Below are 19,489 nucleotides of genomic sequence, written 5' to 3'. Positions count from 1 at the left end.
GTGACCGTGCGCAATATGACGGCAAGTTAGAATGTCAGGACAAACTATTGACAGGTTGGTGTGGCGCGGAGCACAGTGATACCGGCCCCCACGCACACGCCCCGAGTATCGATGGAGCAGACCTTGACCACAATGAACAACACCGGCCCCACCGGTGATGCACGTTTCGACGTGCTCGCCATCGGACGCAGCGGAGTCGACATCTATCCCCTGCAGGTCGGTGTGGGCCTCGAGGACGTCGAGACGTTCGGCAAGTTCCTCGGTGGCAGCGCCGCCAACGTCACCGTCGCCGCCGCGCGACTCGGGCGCCGCACCGCGCTGATCTCCGGCGCGGGCGACGATCCGTTCGGCCGCTTCGTGCGCGCCGAGCTCGCCCGCCTCGGCGTCGACAACCGCTACGTCGTGGTCGACGGCCAGTACGCCACCCCGGTCACGTTCTGCGAGATCTTCCCGCCGGACGACTTCCCGCTGTACTTCTACCGCAAGCCCACCGCGCCGGACCTGCAGGTGCGCCCCGAGGACATCGACACCGAGGCCGTCCGGAGCGCCGCTCTGTACTGGTCGACGGTCACCGGTCTGTCCGAGGAGCCCTCGCGCAGTGCACACTTCGCCGCCTGGGAGGCGCGTGGACGCGCTCCGCTGACGGTGCTCGACCTCGACTACCGGCCCATGTTCTGGGAGAGCCCCGCCGCCGCGACCGAGCAGGTCCAGCGCGCACTGCGACACGTCACGGTGGCCGTCGGCAACCGCGAGGAGTGCGAGATCGCCGTCGGCGAGACCGAGCCGGACCGGGCCGCCGACGCGCTGCTCGACATGGGGGTGGAACTGGCGATCGTCAAGCAGGGTCCCAAGGGCGTACTGGGCAAGACGCGCACCGAGCGCGTGGAGGTGCCACCGAACTTCGTCGACGTCGTCAACGGACTCGGTGCCGGCGACAGCTTCGGTGGATCGCTGTGCCACGGACTGCTGTCCGGCTGGCCACTCGAGAAGATCCTCCGCCACGCCAACGCGGCCGGCGCCATCGTCGCGTCGCGCCTCGAATGCTCCACCGCCATGCCCACCGCCGACGAGGTCGCCGCCCTCGCCGAGTCCGCGGTCACCGCACCGGGTTCCGATCTCGCCGATTCCGAGGAAGCACATGTCTGAGACCATCACCGCGACCTGCACCACGTACGCCGACGTCACCGAGATCCGGGCGCACGACCCGGGCGCGATCGACCGCGCCTGGGCCTCTCGCGTCACCCGTGAGACGGTGCGCGGAGACGGGCGGCTCATGATCGTGGCCGCCGATCACCCCGCCCGCGGTGCCCTGTCGGTCGGCTCGAACCCGACGGCCATGAACAGTCGCACCGAACTGCTCGACCGCCTGCGCACCGCGCTGGCCGACCCGGGAGTCGACGGTGTCCTCGCGACGTCCGAGATCCTCGACGACCTCGTCCTGCTCGGCGCCCTCGACGACAAGGTCGTCATCTCCTCGATGAACCGCGGCGGACTCGCCGGCGCGTCGTTCGAGCTCGACGACCGGATGACCGGCGCGACCGCGGCGTCCACCGCGAAGGCGCGGATGAACGGCGCCAAGATGCTGACCCGCATCGACCTCGACGATCCCGGCACGCTCGGCACCCTCACCGCCTGCGCGCAGGCCATCGACGAACTCGCGGCCGAGGGCCTCATGGCCATGGTCGAGCCGTTCCTGTCGTCGCGCCGCGACGGCAAGGTGGTCAACGATCTGCGTGCCGACGCCGTCATCAAGTCCATCCACATCGCCCAGGGCCTCGGCGCCTCGTCGGCGTACACCTGGATGAAGCTGCCCGTGGTCGACGAGATGGAGCGCGTCATGGACGCCACCACGCTCCCGACGCTGCTCCTCGGCGGCGACCCGCAGACCGCGCCCGACGAGACCTTCGCCAGTTGGGCACGCGCACTGAAGATCCCCGCCGTCCGCGGCCTCATCGTGGGCCGCACACTGCTCTACCCGAAGGACGGCGACGTCGCCACCGCGGTGGCGACCGCAGTCGACATGGTGCGGGGCGGGGCGGACGAGTGAACAGCGAGTTCTACATTCCCGCCGTCCCCGGTGCCGGAGTCACCGTCACCCCGGAGAGCGCGGGATGGACCGAGTCCAGTCTGCGCACAGTGCTTCTCGCACCCGGCGAGTCCGTCGATCTCTCCTCCGACGACGACGAGATCATGGTGGTCCCTCTGCAGGGATCCGCGACCGTCACGTGCGGCGAGGAGTCGTTCGCACTGACGGGGCGCGCGTCGGTCTTCGACGGGCCCTCCGACTTCGCGTACGTCGGCCGTGACAGCAGCTACACCCTCCGCAGCGAGCAGGGTGGACGTTTCGCGTTGTGCGGCGCACGCGCCTCGCGGGCCCTGCCGTTCCGCTACGTTCCCGCCGCCGACGTCACCGTCGAACTGCGCGGCGCGGGCAACTGCAGCCGGCAGGTGCACAACTTCGGCACCGCCGACACGTTCGAGGCCGACTCGCTCATCGCGTGCGAGGTCATCACCCCCGGCGGCAACTGGTCGTCCTACCCCGGCCACAAGCACGACGAGGAGACCGAGACCGAATCGGCACTCGAGGAGATCTACTACTTCGAGATCGACAGTGGCCGTGACGGTTCCGCCGGTTTCGGATACCACCGCGTGTACGGCACACCCGAGCGTCCCATCGAGGTGCTCGAAGAGGTGCGCACGGGTGACGTCGTCCTCGTCCCGCACGGATATCACGGGCCGTCCGTCGCGGCGCCCGGCTACCACATGTACTACCTCAACGTCATGGCCGGACCGGGCAGCGAGCGCGCCTGGAAGATCGTCGACGATCCCGACCACACCTGGATCCGCAGCACGTGGGACGGCCAGGACGTCGATCCACGCCTCCCCCTCACCCCCCGACCTCCGCTGGACTCAGCGCACCGTGGAAAAGGAGCCTGACGATGGTGTCCACCGCACCGATGTCACAGAGCAAGACCGAGAACGCCGAGCCGATGGTGCACCTCACGGTGTCCCAGGCCATCGTCCGCTTCCTCGCCAACCAGTACGTCGAGCGTGACGGGGTCCGGACCAAGTTCTTCGCGGGCTGCTTCGGCATCTTCGGCCACGGCAACGTCGCCGGTCTCGGACAGGCGTTGCTGCAGGCCGAGATCGACGCCGTCGAGGCGGGCACCGAGCCGGAGCTTCCCTACGTCCTCGGCCGCAACGAGCAGGCCATGGTGCACAGCGCCGTCGGCTTCGCCCGCCAGAAGGACCGTCTCCAGACCTGGGCCGTCAGCGCCAGTGTCGGACCGGGCTCGACCAACATGCTCACCGGCGCGGCGCTGGCCACCATCAACCGGTTGCCCGTCCTGCTGCTCCCGGCGGACACCTTCGCCACCCGCGCCTCCTCGCCGGTGCTGCAGGAGCTCGAGCTCCCGTCCAGCGGCGACGTCACCGTCAACGACGCGTTCAAGCCGCTCTCGCGCTACTTCGATCGAGTGTGGCGCGCCGAGCAACTGCCCGCGGCTCTGCTCGGCGCCATGCGCGTCCTCACCGACCCGGTGGAGACCGGCGCCGCCACGGTCGCCGTCCCGCAGGACGTCCAGGCCGAGGCACACGACTGGCCCGAGTCGTTCTTCGCGCCGCGCACCTGGCACGTCGCCCGCCCGCTGCCCGAACGGTCCGTCGTCGCCCGCGCCGCCGAGATCATCCGCTCGGCGAAGGCGCCGCTGATCGTCGCCGGCGGCGGCGTCATCTACTCCGGTGCCACCGAGGCGCTCGCGTCGTTCGCGGAGAAGACCGGAATCCCCGTCGGCCAGAGCCAGGCAGGCAAGGGCTCCCTCGTGTACGACCACCCGCAGTCGGTCGGAGCGATCGGGTCCACCGGCACCACGGCCGCCAACGCCCTCGCGACCGAGGCCGACGTCGTCATCGGGATCGGCACGCGCTACAGCGATTTCACCAGCGCGTCGCGCACGGCCTTCTCCAACCCCGACGTGCGGTTCGTCAACATCAACGTCGCGTCGATCGACTCGGTCAAGCAGGGCGGTCTCTCCGTGGTCGCCGACGCCCGCGAGGCGCTCGAAGCACTGACGGACGCGCTCGCGGACCACGAGGTGAGCGCCGAGTACCGTGCGCGCGCCATCGAACTCGCCGCCGAGTGGGATCGCACGGTCGCCTCGGTCTACGCCGTGGACGACGACAACCTCGGCATGAACCAGAACCAGGTCATCGGTCTCACCAACTCGCTGTCCGACCCACGCGACATCGTCGTGTGCGCCGCCGGCTCGATGCCCGGAGACCTCCACAAGCTGTGGCGCACACGCGATGCCAAGGGCTACCACGTCGAGTACGGGTTCTCCTGCATGGGCTACGAGGTGGCCGGCGGCATCGGCGTCAAGATGGCGGCACCGGATCGCGACGTCTTCGTCATGGTCGGCGACGGTAGCTACCTCATGATGGCCACCGAGCTGGTCACCGCGGTCCAGGAGGGCGTGAAGGTCATCCTGGTGCTGGTGCAGAACCACGGCTTCGCCTCCATCGGATCACTGTCGGAGTCGCTCGGCTCCCAGCGCTTCGGCACCGCGTACCGCTACCGGTCCGAGTCCGGTCGACTCGACGGCGGTGTGCTGCCCGTCGATCTGGCGGCCAACGCCCAGAGCCTCGGCGCCGACGTCATCCGCGTGAACACCGCCGGCGAGTTCGCCGACGCCGTCAAGGTGGCCAAGGCGGCGGACCGCTGCACGGTCATCCACGTCGAGACCGATCCGCTGATCGCCGCGCCGGACAGCGAGTCCTGGTGGGACGTCCCGGTCAGCGCCACCTCGACGCTCGAGAGCACGCAGACGGCGTACGAGACGTACGAGGCGTGGAAGAAGGTCCAGCGGCCGTACCTCCGGCCGTCCGCCGACTGACTTCTCGATCCGGACACACCCGGTCACCCGGGGCGGCGTGCGCGAGCGCGCCGCCTAGGGTGACCGGTGATGAACATTCACGACCGCACCGGACGCGGCCGACGGACAGCCGCGGCGATCGCGACGGCGGTCGTGCTCGTGGGTACGCCGGCACTCCTTCCGAGTCTCGCCGGGGCGCAGCCCGCACCGCCTCCGACGTCCACCCCGTTCCGGACGCCCGACACCGACGCCTGTCCCCACCGTGACGTGCCACCACCGGCCATCGATGCGTCCGAGGTCCCCGCTCCCGGCGACGCGGAACCGCAGCCCGTACCCGTCCCGGCCGAGACGGTCGGCGGCGAGGAACTGGCGGCGTGCGGTGTGATCACCGCTGCCGGTGCGCCCGCTCTTCCCGCAGACATCTCGGCGGCGGGATGGGTGCTCACCGATCTCGACTCCGGCGCGGTGATCGCGGCGAAGGATCCGCACGGCCGGTACCGGCCGGCGAGCACGATCAAGGTCCTGCTGGCGCTCGTCGCGCTCGACGAGCTCGATCTCGATCGCACCGTGGTGGCCACCGCGGAGGACGCGGCCGCCGAGGGCAGCGCGGTGGGCATCGGTACCGGCGGCGTGTACTCGGTGCGCCAGCTGATGCAGGGGCTGGTGATGGCGTCGGGGAACGATGCCGCGCACGCTCTCGCCGTCCAGCTCGGCGGCGTCGACACCGCCGTGGAGAAGATGAACGCGAAGGCCCGCGAGCTCGGTGCCCTGGACACGCGCACGGCGTCGCCGTCGGGTCTCGACGGACCGGGCATGGCATGCTCACCCTACGATCTGGCGCTCATCTTCCGGGCCGCGATGGACGATCCGACCTTCGCGGAACTCGTTGCCACCGAATCGGTTCCGTTCCCGGGCTATCCCAAGGACGCGTCGAAGCCGGACAACCCCTCACGGCCCGACATGCCCGGCGTGCCGGTGAACCCCGATCTGCCGCTCAACGAGGACCGGCCGGGCTTCACCCTCGCCAGCGACAATGCGCTGCTGTTCAACTACCCGGATGCACTGGGCGGCAAGAACGGCTACACCGACGACGCACGCCAGACCTTCGTCGGCGCGGCCGAACGCGGTGGCCGCCGGTTGGCCGTGTCGCTCATGAATGCCGACGTGCTGCCCATCCGGCCCTGGGAGCAGGCCGCCCGCCTGCTCGACTACGGCTTCACGCAGCCTGCCGACACGGTGGTGGGCACCCTGGTGACCGGGAGCCCGGACGCGTCGGCGGCGCCGACGACCTCGTCGACCCCCACCTCGACCGCGCCGACCGATCGGCGGACCGAGGCGAGCAGTGGCGGCGCCTATGCGGGAGTGGACGACGAGAGCGAGGTGGCGATCAGGGTCGGTGCGGGAGTTCTGGGTCTGATCGTCGTGATCGGGCTCCTCCTGTGGGCGCGCACGCTGCACCGCAGACGGTCCTGACCACACTGCACGTCAGCGTCGGCGCCGGCCGCGCCATCCGCCCAGGCCGAGCACGGTGAGCACGCCGGCGCCGACGAGAGCTGCCGCACCGACGGGTGAGACCCCTTCGCGGACCACCACCTGCGGTGCGATCACCGCACTGTCGGGCACGGCGGGTGCCGCGAGGGACAGGTTCTCCGTGGCCGTCGCCGCCCACGCCGTCGAGAACAAGAGGAAGCGTGACGTCGTGAAAGCGAACACGAGGATGCCGATGATCGGTCCGAACGTGGCACCGGCCGGACCGGACGTGACGCTCTCGAGGTAGACCGCGCCGACCTGCTTGAAGATCTCGAACACCACGGCCGCCAACAGCGCGGCGCGTGCCGCGCTGCGCACGGTCACGGGCTCACGGGGCAGCCGGGCGATGACCCACACGAACAGTGCCCACGTCGCGGCGATCGCCAGGGCGAACGACGCGATCTGCACGGCGACGCCGACTCCAGGAGCGTCGTCCAGATCGACGGCCTTCAGGAGTGCGGGGACCACCGACCCGCTGGCCACCGCCGACAGGCCGAGCGAGATCACCAGGGCCAGACCCAGACCGAGCAGCGCTCCGAGATCCTTGGCCTTGGTGGCCAGGAAGCTGCCCGCCTCGTGCGGCGTCTCCCACATCGCGGTGAGTGCCTCCCGCAGATTGGCCGTCCATCCGAGGCCTGCGTAGAGCGCACCCAGGAGACCGATGATGCCCACGCTGGTGCGCGACTCGATGGCACTCGAGACCAGTTCGTTGATGGTGCCCGCGAAACTCCCGGGAACGTTCTCGGCGATCTGGGACTGCAGTTCCGTCAACAGGTCCGGCCGGGAGGCGAGAACGAAGCCCACCACGGCGAACGCGACCATCAGCAGCGGGAAGAGGGCCAGAACGCTGAAGTAGGTGATACCCGCGGCGTAGTAGTCGCCCTTCTGCTGCTGGTACACCGAGCCGGCCCGCGCGAGGTGATCGAACCACGGCCACCGCCGTCGACGTTCCTCGATGATCGCCGCGAAGTCCGGCATGGCGCTCAGCCTTTCGGTGGAAGGAATCCGACCCGGTCGTACACCTGTGCCAGCGTCCTGGACGCGATCGAGCGTGCGTGCTCGGCCCCGTCCCGAAGAATCCGGTCGAGTTCGGCCGGATCGTTCATGTACTCCGTGAACGCCGTGCGCACCGGGGCGGAGAACGCCGACACCGCATCCGCGGTGTCGCTCTTGAGATCACCGTATCCCTTTCCGACGTATCCCTCGACGAGCGTCGCGACGGGCGTGCCGGTGAGGGCGGACTGGATGGTGAGCAGATTGCTGACACCGGGCTTCTCCGCCGTGTCGTAGCGGATCTCACGCTCGTTGTCAGTGACCGCCGAGCGAATCTTCTTGGCCGACACGGCGGGGTCGTCCAGGATGTCGATCCGGCCCGACACGCCGGAGCCGGACTTGCTCATCTTCGCCGTCGGCTCCTGGAGGTCGTAGATCTTCGCGATACCGGTGACGATGTGCGCCTCCGGCACGACGAACGTCTTCTTGTAGCGCGAGTTGAAGCGTTGGGCGAGATCGCGGGTCAGCTCGAGGTGCTGGCGCTGGTCCTCCCCCACGGGCACTCGCTGCGGGCGGTAGAGCAGGATGTCCGCGGCCTGCAGCACAGGGTAGGTGAACAGGCCCACACTCGCCTGATCGCTGCCCTGGCGTGCCGACTTGTCCTTGAACTGCGTCATGCGGCCGGCCTCGCCGAATCCGGTGATGCAGTTGAGAACCCATGCGAGTTGGGCGTGTTCGGGTACATGGGACTGCACGAACAGCGTGGAGCGCGCGGGGTCGATGCCGACGGCCAGCAACTGCGCTGCGGCGCGGCGAGTCCGGGCGCGCAACTCCTTCGGATCCTGCGGCACCGTGATGGCGTGCAGGTCCGGAATGAAGTAGAAGGCGTCGTACTCGTCCTGCAGTTCGACCCATTGCCGCACCGCGCCCAGGTAGTTGCCCAGGTGGAAGGAATCCGCCGTGGGCTGGATGCCGGAGAGCACTCGGTGCCGAGGTGCGACTCCTGCGCTGTCGGTCGCGGTGTCGGTCGTCATGATCTACAGATTCAATCACCTCTGGTCGCAGGGTCTGCGCCATGACCGTCGCAGGGTCTGCGCCATGACCGTCGTAGGGTCTGCGCCATGACCACTGACAGGACGTCCGACACCGCCGTGACCATCGGCTCGGCGCCGGGGATCGAGGTGGAGGTGCTGCCGTACGGTGCGACCCTGCTGCGCCTGACCGTCACGGGCGGGGACGGTGTGCGCCGCGACGTGTCGGTCGGCGTCGCCGGCGAAGCCGAGTTGCGCGCGGGCACGGACTACCTCGGGGCGACCGTGGGGCGCTACGCCAATCGCATCGCGCACGGGCGATTCGACCTCGACGGTGAGCGGGTGGAGGTGTCGCGCAACGACGGCGACAACCACCTGCACGGCGGAGTCGACGGCTTCGACTCCCGCACCTGGACGGTGGAGCGGGTCACCGCTGACGAGGTGGAACTGTCCCTGGTGAGTCCCGACGGCGACCAGGGCTACCCCGGCGAGGTGCGGGCACGCGCCGTCTACTCGGTCCGGGGAGACACGATGCGCATCGAGTACCTCGCGCAGACCTCACGTACGACAGTGGTGAACCTGACCAGCCATGCCTACATCGATCTCGACGGACACGGTGTCGACGACCTCGAACTGCAGGTGGACGCGGCCTCGTTCGTGCCCGTGGACTCCGCGGGCATTCCCACGAACGGTGTCGTCCCGGTCGACGGCACGGCACTCGACCTGCGGCTCCCGCGCCGCATCGGCGACGTCGTCCGGTCCGACGATCCTCATGTTGCGGCCACGCGTGGGGTGGACCACAACTTCGTCCTCGACGGACCCGAGGACGGCGGGGAGTTGCGCCGCGCCGCGCGTGTCACGTCGTATCGCAGCGACACGACGCTCGAGGTGTGGACGAATCGGCCCGGGCTGCAGGTCTACACCGGCAACTTCCTCGACGGCAGCACCGTGTCCCGACGCGGTACCGCGCTGCGTCAGGGCGACGGACTCGCGCTCGAGCCCCAGTTCTTCCCCGACAGCCCGAACCGGCCGGCGTTCCCGTCGGCCGTCCTGCGCCCGGGCGAGACGTCTCGCTGCGTGATCGAGTACAGGTTCGCCGCGCGATAGTCGGCCCACCTCCAGCCTTCCCGCGGTGTGGTCGTCCGGCCCTGCCGCCTCACGACCGGCCCATGATGCCACTGATGTGAGCGTTCACATCCAGTTTCGGCAATGTTCGCAAACCTCTTGACGCGGAGGAATGTTAACGCTCACACTCTGTGTCACGCGTCACACGGAGTGATGCCTACAGAGGAGACCACGATGACGTCGAAGAGAGTCGTTGCAGCGAGCACGTTCCTGGTGAGCAGTGCGCTGATCCTGAGTGCCTGCGGCGGCGGAGGCGACTCCGCGAGCGGCGGAGGCGGGACCGTTCTGGGGTTCTCGCAGGTCGGAGCCGAGAGCGGCTGGCGCACCGCCAACACCACGTCGATCCAGGGCGCGGCGAGCGAGGCCGGAATCGATCTCAAGTTCTCCGACGCACAGCAGAAGCAGGAGAACCAGATCAAGGCCATCCGCACCTACATCCAGCAGAAGGTGGACGTGATCGCCTTCAGCCCCGTCGTCGAGACGGGCTGGGAGCCGGTGCTGCAGGAAGCGAAGCGCGCGAACATCCCCGTGATCCTCACCGACCGCTCGGTCGACACGACGGACGAGTCGCTGTACGCCACGTTCCTCGGATCCGACTTCGTCGCCGAGGGCGTCAAGGCCGGCGACTGGCTCGTCGAGAACAGCGCGACGTCGGACGTCAACGCCGACGGACGCATCAACGTGGTCGAGCTCGAGGGCACGACGGGTGCCGCACCGGCCATCGATCGCGCCGAGGGCTTCCGCGAGGCCATCGCCGCACAACCGACCATCGCCATCTCCAAGTCCCAGACCGGTGACTTCACCCGCGACGGCGGCAAGCAGGTCATGGAGTCGTTCCTGAACTCCGACAAGGCCATCGACGTGGTCTACGCCCACAACGACGACATGGGCCTCGGCGCCATCGAGGCCATCGAGGCGGCCGGCCTCGTCCCCGGCAAGGACATCAAGATCATCACCGTCGACGCGGTCAAGGACGGCATGCAGGCGCTGGCCGACGGCAAGATCGACTACATCGTCGAGTGCAACCCGCTGCTCGGACCGCAACTGATGGACCTGACGAAGAAGGTCGTCGCCGGCGAAGAGGTACCCAAGCGCGTGGTCACCGAGGAGACCACGTTCACCCGCGAGCAGGCCGCCTCCGTGCTCGCCGACCGCCAGTACTGACATGAGCACCGAGATGATCGTCCCCCCGCCGACCACGACGGCGACGGAACCGATCGTGGAGATGACGGACATCTCCATCACCTTCGGCGCCGTCCGTGCCCTCGACGGCGTCTCCCTGCGGCTCTACCCGGGCGAGGTCCACTCGCTGATGGGCGAGAACGGTGCCGGCAAGTCGACGTTGATCAAGGCGCTCACCGGCGTCTACCCGATCGACAGCGGCACCGTCACCGTCGACGGGACCGTGCACGAGTTCGCGAGTCCGGCGGCCGCTCAGGCCGCCGGCATCAGCACGGTGTACCAGGAGGTCAACCTCCTGCCCAACCTCACCGTGGCCGAGAACATGCTGCTCGGGCGCGAGCCGCGGCGGCTCGACCGACTGCTCGGCGGCACCGGCGGCGCGGTGCGCACCGTTCTCGACGCCGTGGGCGGTATCGACACCCGGGCGATGAACCGCCGCGCACGTGCGACGCTCGATCGACTGGGCCTCGCGGTCGATCCCGCGTCGGTGCTCGGCGATCACCCCATCGCCGTGCAGCAGTTGATCGCGATCGCTCGTGCGGTGGACGTCGACGCCCGCGTGCTCATCCTCGACGAGCCCACCTCCAGCCTCGACAAGGACGAGGTGGAGACCCTGTACGGGGTCATCGAGCGGCTGCGGGACGCGGGTACGGCCGTCGTCTTCGTCTCCCACTTCCTCGACCAGGTCTATCGCATCTCGGATCGCATGACGATCCTGCGCAACGGACGCCTGGTGGAGGAGCGGTCGGTGGCGGACACCCCGCAACTGACCCTGGTGGAACTGATGATCGGCCGGGAGCTCGACACCCTGCGCGAGTTGGACGACCGCGAGCCCACGGTGGTCGATCCCACCACCGAACCCGTCATGGAGGTGCTCGGCCTCGGCCGCAAGGGCGCCCTCGAGGCTACGGATCTCCGGCTGTACGCCGGGCAGGTCGTCGGCGTCGCGGGGCTGCTGGGATCGGGCCGCACCGAACTGGCGAGGTTGCTTGGCGGGGCGGACCGCGCAGATTCCGGCACCATCGAGATCCACTCCACCCGTCGACGTTTCCGCACACCACGCAACGCGGTCGATCGACGGGTCGCGCTCACCAGCGAGGACCGCAAGGCGGACGGCGTCGTGGGCGACCTGACGGTGGCCGACAACATGATGCTCGCGCTCCAGGCCACTCGTGGGTGGATGCGCCCGATCCCCCGCGCCACCCGCACCGCCCTGGTGGAGAAGTACATCACTGCACTCGACATCCGCCCCGCGGACCCGAACGCGTTGATGCGCAACCTCTCCGGCGGCAACCAACAGAAAGTGCTGCTCGCGCGCTGGCTCGTCACGGAACCGGAGATCCTGATCCTGGACGAGCCCACCCGCGGAATCGACATCGGCGCCAAAGCGCAGATCCAGGCTCTCGTGGCCGATCTCGCCGAACGCGGGATGTCGGTCGTGTTCATCTCGGCCGAGCTCGAGGAGATCCTGCGCCTCAGCGACCGCGTCGTCGTGATGCGCGATCACCACCTGATCGACGAGCGCGTCAACCGAGGAGTCTCCGTCGACGACGTCCTCGCGACCATCGCGGCGGGAACCCGCGCAGACGACAGGAGTTCCGAGGCATGACCGACACTCTGGGAGTACGACCGACGTCGACTCCCCCGCCACGGCCGGCGTCCGACGCCCCGGCCGGTCGCCGGACCCCGGGATGGATGTCGCACCCGGTCGTCTGGCCGCTGCTCGCCCTGATCGCGCTGATCGTCGTCAACGTCGTCGCGACACCGGACTTCCTCGACATCAGGATCGAGAACGGTGGCCTGTTCGGCAACGTCGTCGACATCGCGCGGAACTCCGCACCGCTCATCCTCGTCGCGGTGGGCATGACGCTCGTGGTCGCGACCCGCGGCATCGACCTGTCGGTCGGCGCCGTCGCCGTCATCGCGGCGGCCGTGGCCTGCACCCGTATCGCGGCCGCCCCGGACGAGGGCGCCGTCACCACCGTCGTCATGGCCGTCGTGTGGGCACTGGGAGCCAGTGTGCTGCTGGGCCTGTGGAACGGACTGCTGGTGTCGGTGTTCGGGATTCAGCCGATCATCGCGACCCTGGTCCTCATGGTGGCCGGCCGCGGCCTGGCCATGCTCATCACGGACGGTCAGATCACCACCGTGCAGGACGGGGCCTTCAGCTCGCTCGCCTCGGGGATCGTTTTCGGACTCCCCGTGGCACTGCTGATCGCGCTCGCCGTCGTCGTGGTGACCGCCCTGCTGACCCGCCGTACCGCCCTCGGCATGCTCGTCGAAGCGGTCGGCATCAATCCCGAGGCCAGTCGCCTCGCGGGAGTGAGCGCCCGCACGATCGTGTGGACCGTCTACGTCTTCGCGGCGACATGCTCCGGCATCGCCGGTCTCATCATCGCCGCCAACACCAACTCGGTGAACGCCAACAGCCTCGGTCTGTGGATCGAGCTCGACGCGATCCTCGCCGTGGTGATCGGCGGCACGGCACTCACGGGCGGACGCTTCTCGCTCGCCGGCACCGTGGTCGGTGCGCTGCTCATCGGCACCCTGACCCGCACCATCCCGAATCTCGGCATCCCCTCCGAGGCCAACTACCTCTTCAAGGCTCTGGTCGTCATCGTCGTCTGCCTCCTGCAGTCACCGCGTGCCCGAGCGTCACTGCTGGGCCTTCGACACAGGAGACCGACGACTCGAAAGGCGGCCCGGTCATGACCGATCTGCTGACACGCCCCCCGGCCACCTCCACCGCGCCGTCCCGCTGGGACCGCATCCGGCGCTATTCGCCGCCGAGCAGGTTCCTGCCGGTCATCGCCACCTTCGCGTTGCTCGTCGGCCTGTTCGGCGTCGGCGAGATGCGCTACCCCGGCTTCGCCGACCCGCAGCTGTTCCTCTCCCTGTTCGTCGACAACGCGTTCCTGATCGTCCTCGCTGTGGGCATGACCTTCGTCATCCTGACCGGCGGTATCGATCTCTCGGTCGGCTCCGTCGTGGCGCTGTCGACCATGATCGCGGCGCGCACACTGCAACTCGGCTGGTCCCCCGTCCTCGTCATCGCCGCCGTGCTGCTGTGCGGCACGCTGCTCGGCACCACGATGGGCGTGTTGGTGCACTACCTCCAGATCCAGCCGTTCGTCGCCACGCTCGCCGGCATGTTCCTCGCCCGTGGTCTCTGCTACATGATCGGCGTCGAGTCCATCCCCATCACCGACGAGACGTTCAGCTCCATCGCGTTCGCCGTGATCGAGCTCCCGGGCGGCTACACCATCACGTGGAGCGTCGTCATCGCACTCGTGACCGTCGCGGTGGCGGCCTACGTCCTCGCATGCACCCGTTTCGGCCGGTCGGTCTACGGCATCGGCGGCAACGAGGCGTCGGCCGTGCTGATGGGACTGCGTGTGGCGGCGGTGAAGGTGGGTGTCTACTCGATCAGCGGTTTCTGCGCCGCGCTCGGCGGACTCCTGTTCGCGTTCTACGCCCTGTCGGGTTACAGCCTGCACGCGGTCGGCATGGAGCTCGACGCGATCGCCGCCGTCGTCATCGGTGGGACGCTGCTCACGGGTGGCCGAGGCTACGTTCTCGGCTCGGTCGTCGGTGTCCTCATCCTCGGTGCCATCCAGACGTTCATCGCGTTCGACGGGACCCTGAGTTCGTGGTGGACCCGGATCACGGTCGGAACACTGCTGCTCGTCTTCGTCGTCGCTCAGCGTCTGACCACGGTGCCGCGGGCCCGCTTCCGTCCGAGGCGAGCATGACCACCACGACCGGCACGGACGGTCGACCTCCCGTCATGGCCGACGTCGCCCGGCTCGCCGGCGTGTCCCATCAGACGGTCTCCCGAGTCATCAACGGACAGAACAACCTTCGTCCGGAGACTCGGGAACGGGTCCAGCGTGCCATCGACCAGCTCGGGTACCGGCCCAACCGGGCCGCCCGCGCCCTGGTGACGAAGCGGTCGGCCACCATCGGCATCATCGGCTCCAAGCTCGGATTCTGGGGCCCGAGCACCACCCACCGCACCGTCCAGAGCGCCGCCCGCGAGGCCGGTTTCTCGGTCAGCGCGGTCAGTCTCACGACCCTCTCGCGCGACGAGCTCGTCGACGCGATGCACCACCTGCACGACCAGGGCGTCGAGGGCATCGTCCTCATCGCCGCGACCGACGACGCGGTGGCCGCGGCGCGCTCCGAGGAGGCGGTGGTGCCCGTCGTCGTCGTGGAGGGCGATCCGCTGACCTCGCGCTGGACGGTCGGCATCGACCAGGTCGGCGGCGCCCGCCTCGCCACCCGTCACCTCGTCGATTCCGGACATCGACGCATCGCCCACCTCGCGGGTCCGCTGGGTTGGGCCGAGGCTCGCGCGCGCGAACAGGGGTGGCGGGAGGTCCTCGACGAGGCGGGCCTGCCGTGGACCCCTCCGCTCCGTGGTGACTGGTCCGCGCGCAGTGGGTTCGAGCGCGGCTCCCGGTTGGCGGCCGATCCCGACGTCACGGCGGTGTTCTGCGCCAACGATCAGATGGCGCTGGGCCTGCTGCGTGCGTTCCACGAGCACGGCCGTCGGGTGCCGGAGGACGTGAGCGTCGTGGGCTTCGACGACATCCCCGAAGCCGCCTATCTCATCCCTCCGCTGACGACGATCCGACAGAATTTCACCGAGGTGGGCCGACGCGCCATCGAGATCCTGCGAGCGGCGATCGACGGGACCGGCGGTCCCGAGACGCAGATCGCTCCGGAACTCGTCGTGCGCGCGAGCACCACCCGAGCCACAGGAGAACAGCCATGACGACGCCCGATCACGAGACCTACACCATCGGAGTCGATTTCGGCACGCTGTCCGGACGGGCCGTCGTCGTGCGGGTCTCCGACGGTGCCGAGCTGGGTACGGCCGTGCACGAGTACCGACACGGAGTCCTGGAGTCGACGCTGCCCGGCGGCTCCGTGCGACTCGGCGACGCCTGGGCCCTCCAGGTTCCCGACGACTACCGCGACGTGCTCCGCACCGCCGTTCCCGCAGCCCTGCGCGATGCCGGTGTCCCGCCCGACCGGGTGGTCGGCATCGGGACCGACTTCACGGCGTGCACGATGGTGCCCACGCTCGCCGACGGCACCCCGCTCGACGAGGTCGCCCAGTTCGCCGATCGGCCGCACGCCTACGTGAAGCTGTGGAAACACCATGCGGCGCAGGGCCAGGCCGATCGCATCAACGCCCTCGCCGCGGAGCGCGGCGAGACGTGGCTCCCCCGCTACGGCGGACTGATCTCGTCCGAGTGGGAGTTCGCCAAGGCGTTGCAGATCCACGAGGAGGACCCCGAGGTCTACGACGCCATGGAGCGGTGGGTCGAGGCAGCGGACTGGATCGTCTGGCAGCTGTGCGGACGCTACGTCCGCAACGCCTGCACGGCGGGTTACAAGGGCATTCTCCAGGACGGCGAGTACCCGTCGGCCGAGTTCCTCACCGCCCTGGCACCCGGGTTCGCCGCGTTCGTCACCGACAAGCTCGACCAGCCGATCGGCGAACTGGGTTCTCGTGCAGGATCTCTGACCGCCGAGGCGGCCGCGTGGACCGGACTGCCCGAGGGAATCGCCGTGGCCGTCGGCAACGTCGACGCGCACGTCACGGCGCCGGCGGCCCGCGCCGTGGAACCCGGGCGCATGGTGGCGATCATGGGCACCTCCACCTGTCACGTCATGAGCGCCGACGTACTGCGGGAGGTTCCGGGGATGTGCGGCGTCGTCGACGGCGGCATCGTCGCGGGGTCCTACGGGTACGAGGCCGGGCAGTCCGGAGTCGGCGACATCTTCGGATGGTTCACGCGCACCGGGGTTCCTGCCGACTACCGCGACGCCGCCGCCGAGGCCGGCGAGTCGGTCCACGAGTACCTGACCCGGCTGGCGTCCGAGCAGGAGGTCGGCGAACACGGGTTGGTGGCCCTCGACTGGCACAGCGGCAACCGATCCGTCCTGGTCGACCACCGTCTGTCGGGACTGTTGCTGGGTACGACTCTCGCCACCAGGCCCGAGGACATCTATCGGGCACTGCTCGAGGCCACGGCCTTCGGCACGCGGGTCATCGTCGAGACCTTCCGCGCCAGCGGTGTTCCGGTCGAGGAGTTCGTCGTCGCCGGCGGACTGGCGAAGAACCCACTGCTGATGCAGATCTACGCCGACGTGCTGCGCATGCCGCTCTCGGTCATCGGGTCCGACCAGGGTCCGGCGCTGGGATCGGCGATCCACGCGGCAGTCGCGGCCGGCTGCTACGCCGACGTGCCCGTGGCCTCGAAGGCGATGGGCCGCGTGCACCGCGGCGCGTACCAACCCGACGAGGGCCGGTCGCAGGCCTACGACGCTCTGTTCCGCATCTACTCCGATCTTCACGACCACTTCGGACGTCAGGTGTCCACCATGCGCGACCTGCGGGCCCTCCGCGGCGACGTGCTCGACCGGAAGGCGGTTCGACGATGACCGTTCTCGACAGCGCTCGCGCCACCGTGGAGGCGGTCCGCGCCGAGGTGTGCGCGCTGCACGCCGAACTGGTGCGGTACGGACTGGTGGTGTGGACCGCCGGCAACGTGTCCGCTCGGGTCCCCGGCCACGACCTCTTCGTGATCAAGCCGAGCGGCGTCTCCTACGACGACCTCACCCCCGAGAACATGGTGCTGTGCGATCTGCACGGCACCGTGGTCGAGGGCGATCATGCCCCGTCCTCCGACACCGCGGCCCAGGCCTACGTCTACCGCCACCTCGATCACGTCGGCGCCGTGGTGCACACCCACTCCCCCTACGCGGTGGCGTGGGCCGCCCGCGGCGAGCCGATCCCGGTGGTCACCACGATGTGCGCCGACGAGTTCGGCGGCGATATCCCCGTCGGACCGTTCGCCGCGATCGGTGACGACTCGATCGGACGCGGCATCGTCGACACGCTGCGTGGCAGCAGGTCGCCCGCCGTGCTGATGCAGAACCACGGCGTCTTCGCGGTGGGCCCGACGGCGCGGTCCGCCGTCAAGGCAGCGGTGATGTGCGAGGACGTCGCACGGTCGGTGCATCTCGCACACCAGCTCGGCCGGCCTCTGCCCATCCCACCGGACGCCGTCGACGCGCTGCACGACCGCTACCAGAACGTGTACGGCCAACGCTGAACCGCCGCAGCACCACTCGCTCCGCACCCGTCTTCACCCGCACTCGTTCCACCGCCTCTGCGGTGACCAGGAGGTTCCCATGTCCGTCGTCGAAACCAGGTCCGCCCCGTCCCCCTCGCCCGCACCGTCCGGTGTCGCCCGACCCGAGGTCTGGTTCCTCACGGGCAGCCAGAGTCTGTACGGTCCCGAGACTCTCGAGCAGGTGGCGGTGCAGTCCCGCACGATCGCCGAGAAACTCGACGACGCACTGGGTGTGACGGTGGTCTGGAAGCCGGTGCTCCTCGACGCGTCGTCCATCCTGAACCGGATGCGCGAGGCCAACACGACCGACGACTGCATCGGGGTGATCACCTGGATGCACACCTTCTCCCCCGCCAAGATGTGGATCGCCGGCCTCGACGCCCTCGACGTGCCCCTCCTGCATCTGCACACGCAGGCCGGGATGTCGCTGCCGTGGTCGACCATCGACATGGAGTTCATGAACCTCAACCAGGCCGCGCACGGCGACCGGGAGTTCGGTCACATTCAGTCCCGCGTCGGTGTGCTGCGGACCACCGTCGCCGGACACGTCGACGATCCCGCCGTCGTCCGGCGCGTCGAACAGTGGACGTGTGCGGCGCGCGGTCGCGCCGACATGCGGTCGCTCCGGCTGGCGCGCTTCGGCGACAACATGCGCGACGTGGCCGTCACCGAGGGCGACAAGGTGGAGGCTCAGCTGCGGTTCGGCGTCTCGGTGAACACCTACGGTGTCAACGATCTCGTCGAGGTCGTCTCCGCGGTGGACGAGTCCGCGGTGTCCGCCCTGGTCGACGAGTACGTCGAGACCTACGACGTCGCGTCCGCGTTGCGGCCGGGCGGCGATCGACACGAGTCGCTGCGCTACGGCGCACAGGTCGAGGCGGGAATGCGACAGTTCCTGACCGAGGGCGGATTCGGCGCCTTCACCACGAACTTCGAGGACCTCGGCGGCCTGCGTCAGCTCCCCGGACTCGCGGTCCAGAGGCTCATGGCCGACGGGTGGGGCTTCGGCGGCGAGGGCGACTGGAAGACCTCGATGTTGTTGCGCGCCATGAAGACCATGGCCATCGGGCAGCCCGGCGGCACGTCGTTCATGGAGGACTACACGTACCACCTCGTGCCCGGCGAGGAGAAGATCCTGGGGGCACACATGCTCGAGGTGTGCCCGTCCATCACCACGGCGACCCCGACTCTCGAGATCCATCCGTTGTCGATCGGCGGGCGCGAGGATCCCGTACGACTGCGCTTCACGGCGGATCCCGGCGCCGGCATCGTCGTGGGCATCTCCGACGTCGGCGAACGGTTCCGCCTCACCGCCAACGTCATCGAGGTCGTCGAGCCGGACGAGGCGCTGCCCTCCCTGCCGGTGGCCTGCGCCGTGTGGAAACCGCAGCCCTCGCTGTCGGTGTCCGCGGAGTCGTGGCTCACAGCCGGCGCACCGCATCACACGGTGCTGAGCACCGCGCTCGATCTGCCGGTACTGGAAGCGTTCTCGGACATGATCGCGGTGGAGCTGCTCACGATCGAGGAGGGCACCACCACTCGAGACTTCCAGCGCACGTTGCGCTGGAACGCGGCGTACCACCGACTGGCCGCCGCGTTGTGAGCC

General features: G+C 69.1%; 16 protein-coding genes. 14 read left to right on the top strand and 2 right to left on the bottom strand.

Annotated elements, in window-relative coordinates; translation table 11 throughout:
* Window positions 1-132: 132 nt before the first annotated feature.
* From iolC to ASG69_RS13670, 5 genes are all read left to right on the top strand, one after another.
* The gene (gene iolC, locus ASG69_RS13690; protein WP_056447672.1) at window positions 133-1,146 is read left to right on the top strand and encodes a 5-dehydro-2-deoxygluconokinase; all 1,014 of its coding nucleotides are present in this window, start codon (window positions 133-135) and stop codon (window positions 1,144-1,146) included.
* A complete protein-coding gene (locus ASG69_RS13685; protein ID WP_027503740.1) occupies window positions 1,139-2,047 on the top strand; it encodes a Cgl0159 family (beta/alpha)8-fold protein in 909 nt (302 codons plus the stop codon). Before iolC ends, ASG69_RS13685 begins: the two co-directional genes overlap by 8 nt.
* A complete protein-coding gene (gene iolB, locus ASG69_RS13680) occupies window positions 2,044-2,937 on the top strand; it encodes a 5-deoxy-glucuronate isomerase (protein ID WP_056447670.1) in 894 nt (297 codons plus the stop codon). The genes ASG69_RS13685 and iolB overlap by 4 nt, the downstream gene beginning before the upstream one ends.
* Window positions 2,938-2,939: 2 nt before the next feature.
* Window positions 2,940-4,892: a 3D-(3,5/4)-trihydroxycyclohexane-1,2-dione acylhydrolase (decyclizing) gene (gene iolD / locus ASG69_RS13675; protein ID WP_056447668.1), complete on the top strand. Its 1,953-nt coding sequence runs from the start codon at window positions 2,940-2,942 to the stop codon at window positions 4,890-4,892.
* A 69-nt stretch (window positions 4,893-4,961) separates the two neighbouring features.
* Window positions 4,962-6,344 (top strand): D-alanyl-D-alanine carboxypeptidase family protein, encoded by a 1,383-nt coding sequence (locus tag ASG69_RS13670; protein ID WP_056447666.1) that lies wholly within the window; start codon window positions 4,962-4,964, stop codon window positions 6,342-6,344.
* Window positions 6,345-6,356: 12 nt separating this feature from the next.
* Here the strand turns inward: ASG69_RS13670 and yhjD are convergent, their stop codons facing one another.
* A complete protein-coding gene (gene yhjD, locus ASG69_RS13665; RefSeq protein WP_056447664.1) occupies window positions 6,357-7,379 on the bottom strand; it encodes an inner membrane protein YhjD in 1,023 nt (340 codons plus the stop codon).
* Window positions 7,380-7,384: 5 nt separating this feature from the next.
* Window positions 7,385-8,428 carry a tryptophan--tRNA ligase gene (gene trpS / locus ASG69_RS13660; RefSeq protein ID WP_056447663.1) on the bottom strand — a complete coding sequence of 348 codons (1,044 nt, stop codon included), beginning with the start codon at window positions 8,426-8,428 and terminating at the stop codon, window positions 7,385-7,387.
* Window positions 8,429-8,515: 87 nt separating this feature from the next.
* Here trpS and ASG69_RS13655 point away from each other — a divergent pair, with 87 nt between their 5' ends.
* From ASG69_RS13655 to araA, 9 genes are all read left to right on the top strand, one after another.
* Window positions 8,516-9,532: an aldose epimerase family protein gene (locus ASG69_RS13655; RefSeq protein ID WP_056447661.1), complete on the top strand. Its 1,017-nt coding sequence runs from the start codon at window positions 8,516-8,518 to the stop codon at window positions 9,530-9,532.
* 192 nt (window positions 9,533-9,724) lie between these two features.
* Window positions 9,725-10,714: an ABC transporter substrate-binding protein gene (locus ASG69_RS13650; protein WP_056447659.1), complete on the top strand. Its 990-nt coding sequence runs from the start codon at window positions 9,725-9,727 to the stop codon at window positions 10,712-10,714.
* A gap of 1 nt (window position 10,715) precedes the next feature.
* On the top strand, window positions 10,716-12,341 hold the full coding sequence (locus tag ASG69_RS13645) for a sugar ABC transporter ATP-binding protein (RefSeq protein ID WP_027503748.1): 1,626 nt from the start codon (window positions 10,716-10,718) through the stop codon (window positions 12,339-12,341).
* Window positions 12,338-13,444 (top strand): ABC transporter permease, encoded by a 1,107-nt coding sequence (locus ASG69_RS13640; RefSeq protein ID WP_231476089.1) that lies wholly within the window; start codon window positions 12,338-12,340, stop codon window positions 13,442-13,444. Before ASG69_RS13645 ends, ASG69_RS13640 begins: the two co-directional genes overlap by 4 nt.
* Complete coding sequence (gene yjfF, locus ASG69_RS13635) at window positions 13,441-14,484, top strand: galactofuranose ABC transporter, permease protein YjfF (protein ID WP_037183810.1); 1,044 nt, start codon at window positions 13,441-13,443, stop codon at window positions 14,482-14,484. Before ASG69_RS13640 ends, yjfF begins: the two co-directional genes overlap by 4 nt.
* Window positions 14,481-15,509, top strand: coding sequence for a LacI family DNA-binding transcriptional regulator (locus ASG69_RS13630; RefSeq protein WP_027503751.1), 1,029 nt, complete (start codon window positions 14,481-14,483; stop codon window positions 15,507-15,509). Before yjfF ends, ASG69_RS13630 begins: the two co-directional genes overlap by 4 nt.
* The gene (gene araB, locus ASG69_RS13625) at window positions 15,506-17,188 is read left to right on the top strand and encodes a ribulokinase (RefSeq protein WP_056447657.1); all 1,683 of its coding nucleotides are present in this window, start codon (window positions 15,506-15,508) and stop codon (window positions 17,186-17,188) included. The genes ASG69_RS13630 and araB overlap by 4 nt, the downstream gene beginning before the upstream one ends.
* A complete protein-coding gene (locus ASG69_RS13620) occupies window positions 17,185-17,862 on the top strand; it encodes an L-ribulose-5-phosphate 4-epimerase (RefSeq protein ID WP_056447655.1) in 678 nt (225 codons plus the stop codon). Before araB ends, ASG69_RS13620 begins: the two co-directional genes overlap by 4 nt.
* A 79-nt stretch (window positions 17,863-17,941) precedes the next feature.
* On the top strand, window positions 17,942-19,486 hold the full coding sequence (gene araA / locus ASG69_RS13615; RefSeq protein WP_056447653.1) for an L-arabinose isomerase: 1,545 nt from the start codon (window positions 17,942-17,944) through the stop codon (window positions 19,484-19,486).
* The last annotated feature ends 3 nt before the right edge of the window (window positions 19,487-19,489 follow it).

The sequence above is a fragment of the Rhodococcus sp. Leaf225 genome, assembly GCF_001426145.1.
GTDB lineage: Bacteria > Actinomycetota > Actinomycetes > Mycobacteriales > Mycobacteriaceae > Rhodococcoides.
This window is presented reverse-complemented; position numbering and strand designations above follow the sequence as displayed.

What these genes read in the sequence shown, in the direction of transcription:
- iolC (WP_056447672.1), top strand. Translation starts at nt 133, where the DNA reads ATGAACAACACCGGCCCCACCGGTGATGCACGTTTCGACGTGCTCGCC.
- ASG69_RS13685 (WP_027503740.1), top strand. Translation starts at nt 1,139, where the DNA reads ATGTCTGAGACCATCACCGCGACCTGCACCACGTACGCCGACGTCACC.
- iolD (WP_056447668.1), top strand. Translation starts at nt 2,940, where the DNA reads ATGGTGTCCACCGCACCGATGTCACAGAGCAAGACCGAGAACGCCGAG.
- ASG69_RS13670 (WP_056447666.1), top strand. Translation starts at nt 4,962, where the DNA reads ATGAACATTCACGACCGCACCGGACGCGGCCGACGGACAGCCGCGGCG.
- yhjD (WP_056447664.1), bottom strand. Translation starts at nt 7,379, where the DNA reads ATGCCGGACTTCGCGGCGATCATCGAGGAACGTCGACGGCGGTGGCCG.
- trpS (WP_056447663.1), bottom strand. Translation starts at nt 8,428, where the DNA reads ATGACGACCGACACCGCGACCGACAGCGCAGGAGTCGCACCTCGGCAC.
- ASG69_RS13655 (WP_056447661.1), top strand. Translation starts at nt 8,516, where the DNA reads ATGACCACTGACAGGACGTCCGACACCGCCGTGACCATCGGCTCGGCG.
- ASG69_RS13650 (WP_056447659.1), top strand. Translation starts at nt 9,725, where the DNA reads ATGACGTCGAAGAGAGTCGTTGCAGCGAGCACGTTCCTGGTGAGCAGT.
- ASG69_RS13645 (WP_027503748.1), top strand. Translation starts at nt 10,716, where the DNA reads ATGAGCACCGAGATGATCGTCCCCCCGCCGACCACGACGGCGACGGAA.
- ASG69_RS13640 (WP_231476089.1), top strand. Translation starts at nt 12,338, where the DNA reads ATGACCGACACTCTGGGAGTACGACCGACGTCGACTCCCCCGCCACGG.
- yjfF (WP_037183810.1), top strand. Translation starts at nt 13,441, where the DNA reads ATGACCGATCTGCTGACACGCCCCCCGGCCACCTCCACCGCGCCGTCC.
- ASG69_RS13630 (WP_027503751.1), top strand. Translation starts at nt 14,481, where the DNA reads ATGACCACCACGACCGGCACGGACGGTCGACCTCCCGTCATGGCCGAC.
- araB (WP_056447657.1), top strand. Translation starts at nt 15,506, where the DNA reads ATGACGACGCCCGATCACGAGACCTACACCATCGGAGTCGATTTCGGC.
- ASG69_RS13620 (WP_056447655.1), top strand. Translation starts at nt 17,185, where the DNA reads ATGACCGTTCTCGACAGCGCTCGCGCCACCGTGGAGGCGGTCCGCGCC.
- araA (WP_056447653.1), top strand. Translation starts at nt 17,942, where the DNA reads ATGTCCGTCGTCGAAACCAGGTCCGCCCCGTCCCCCTCGCCCGCACCG.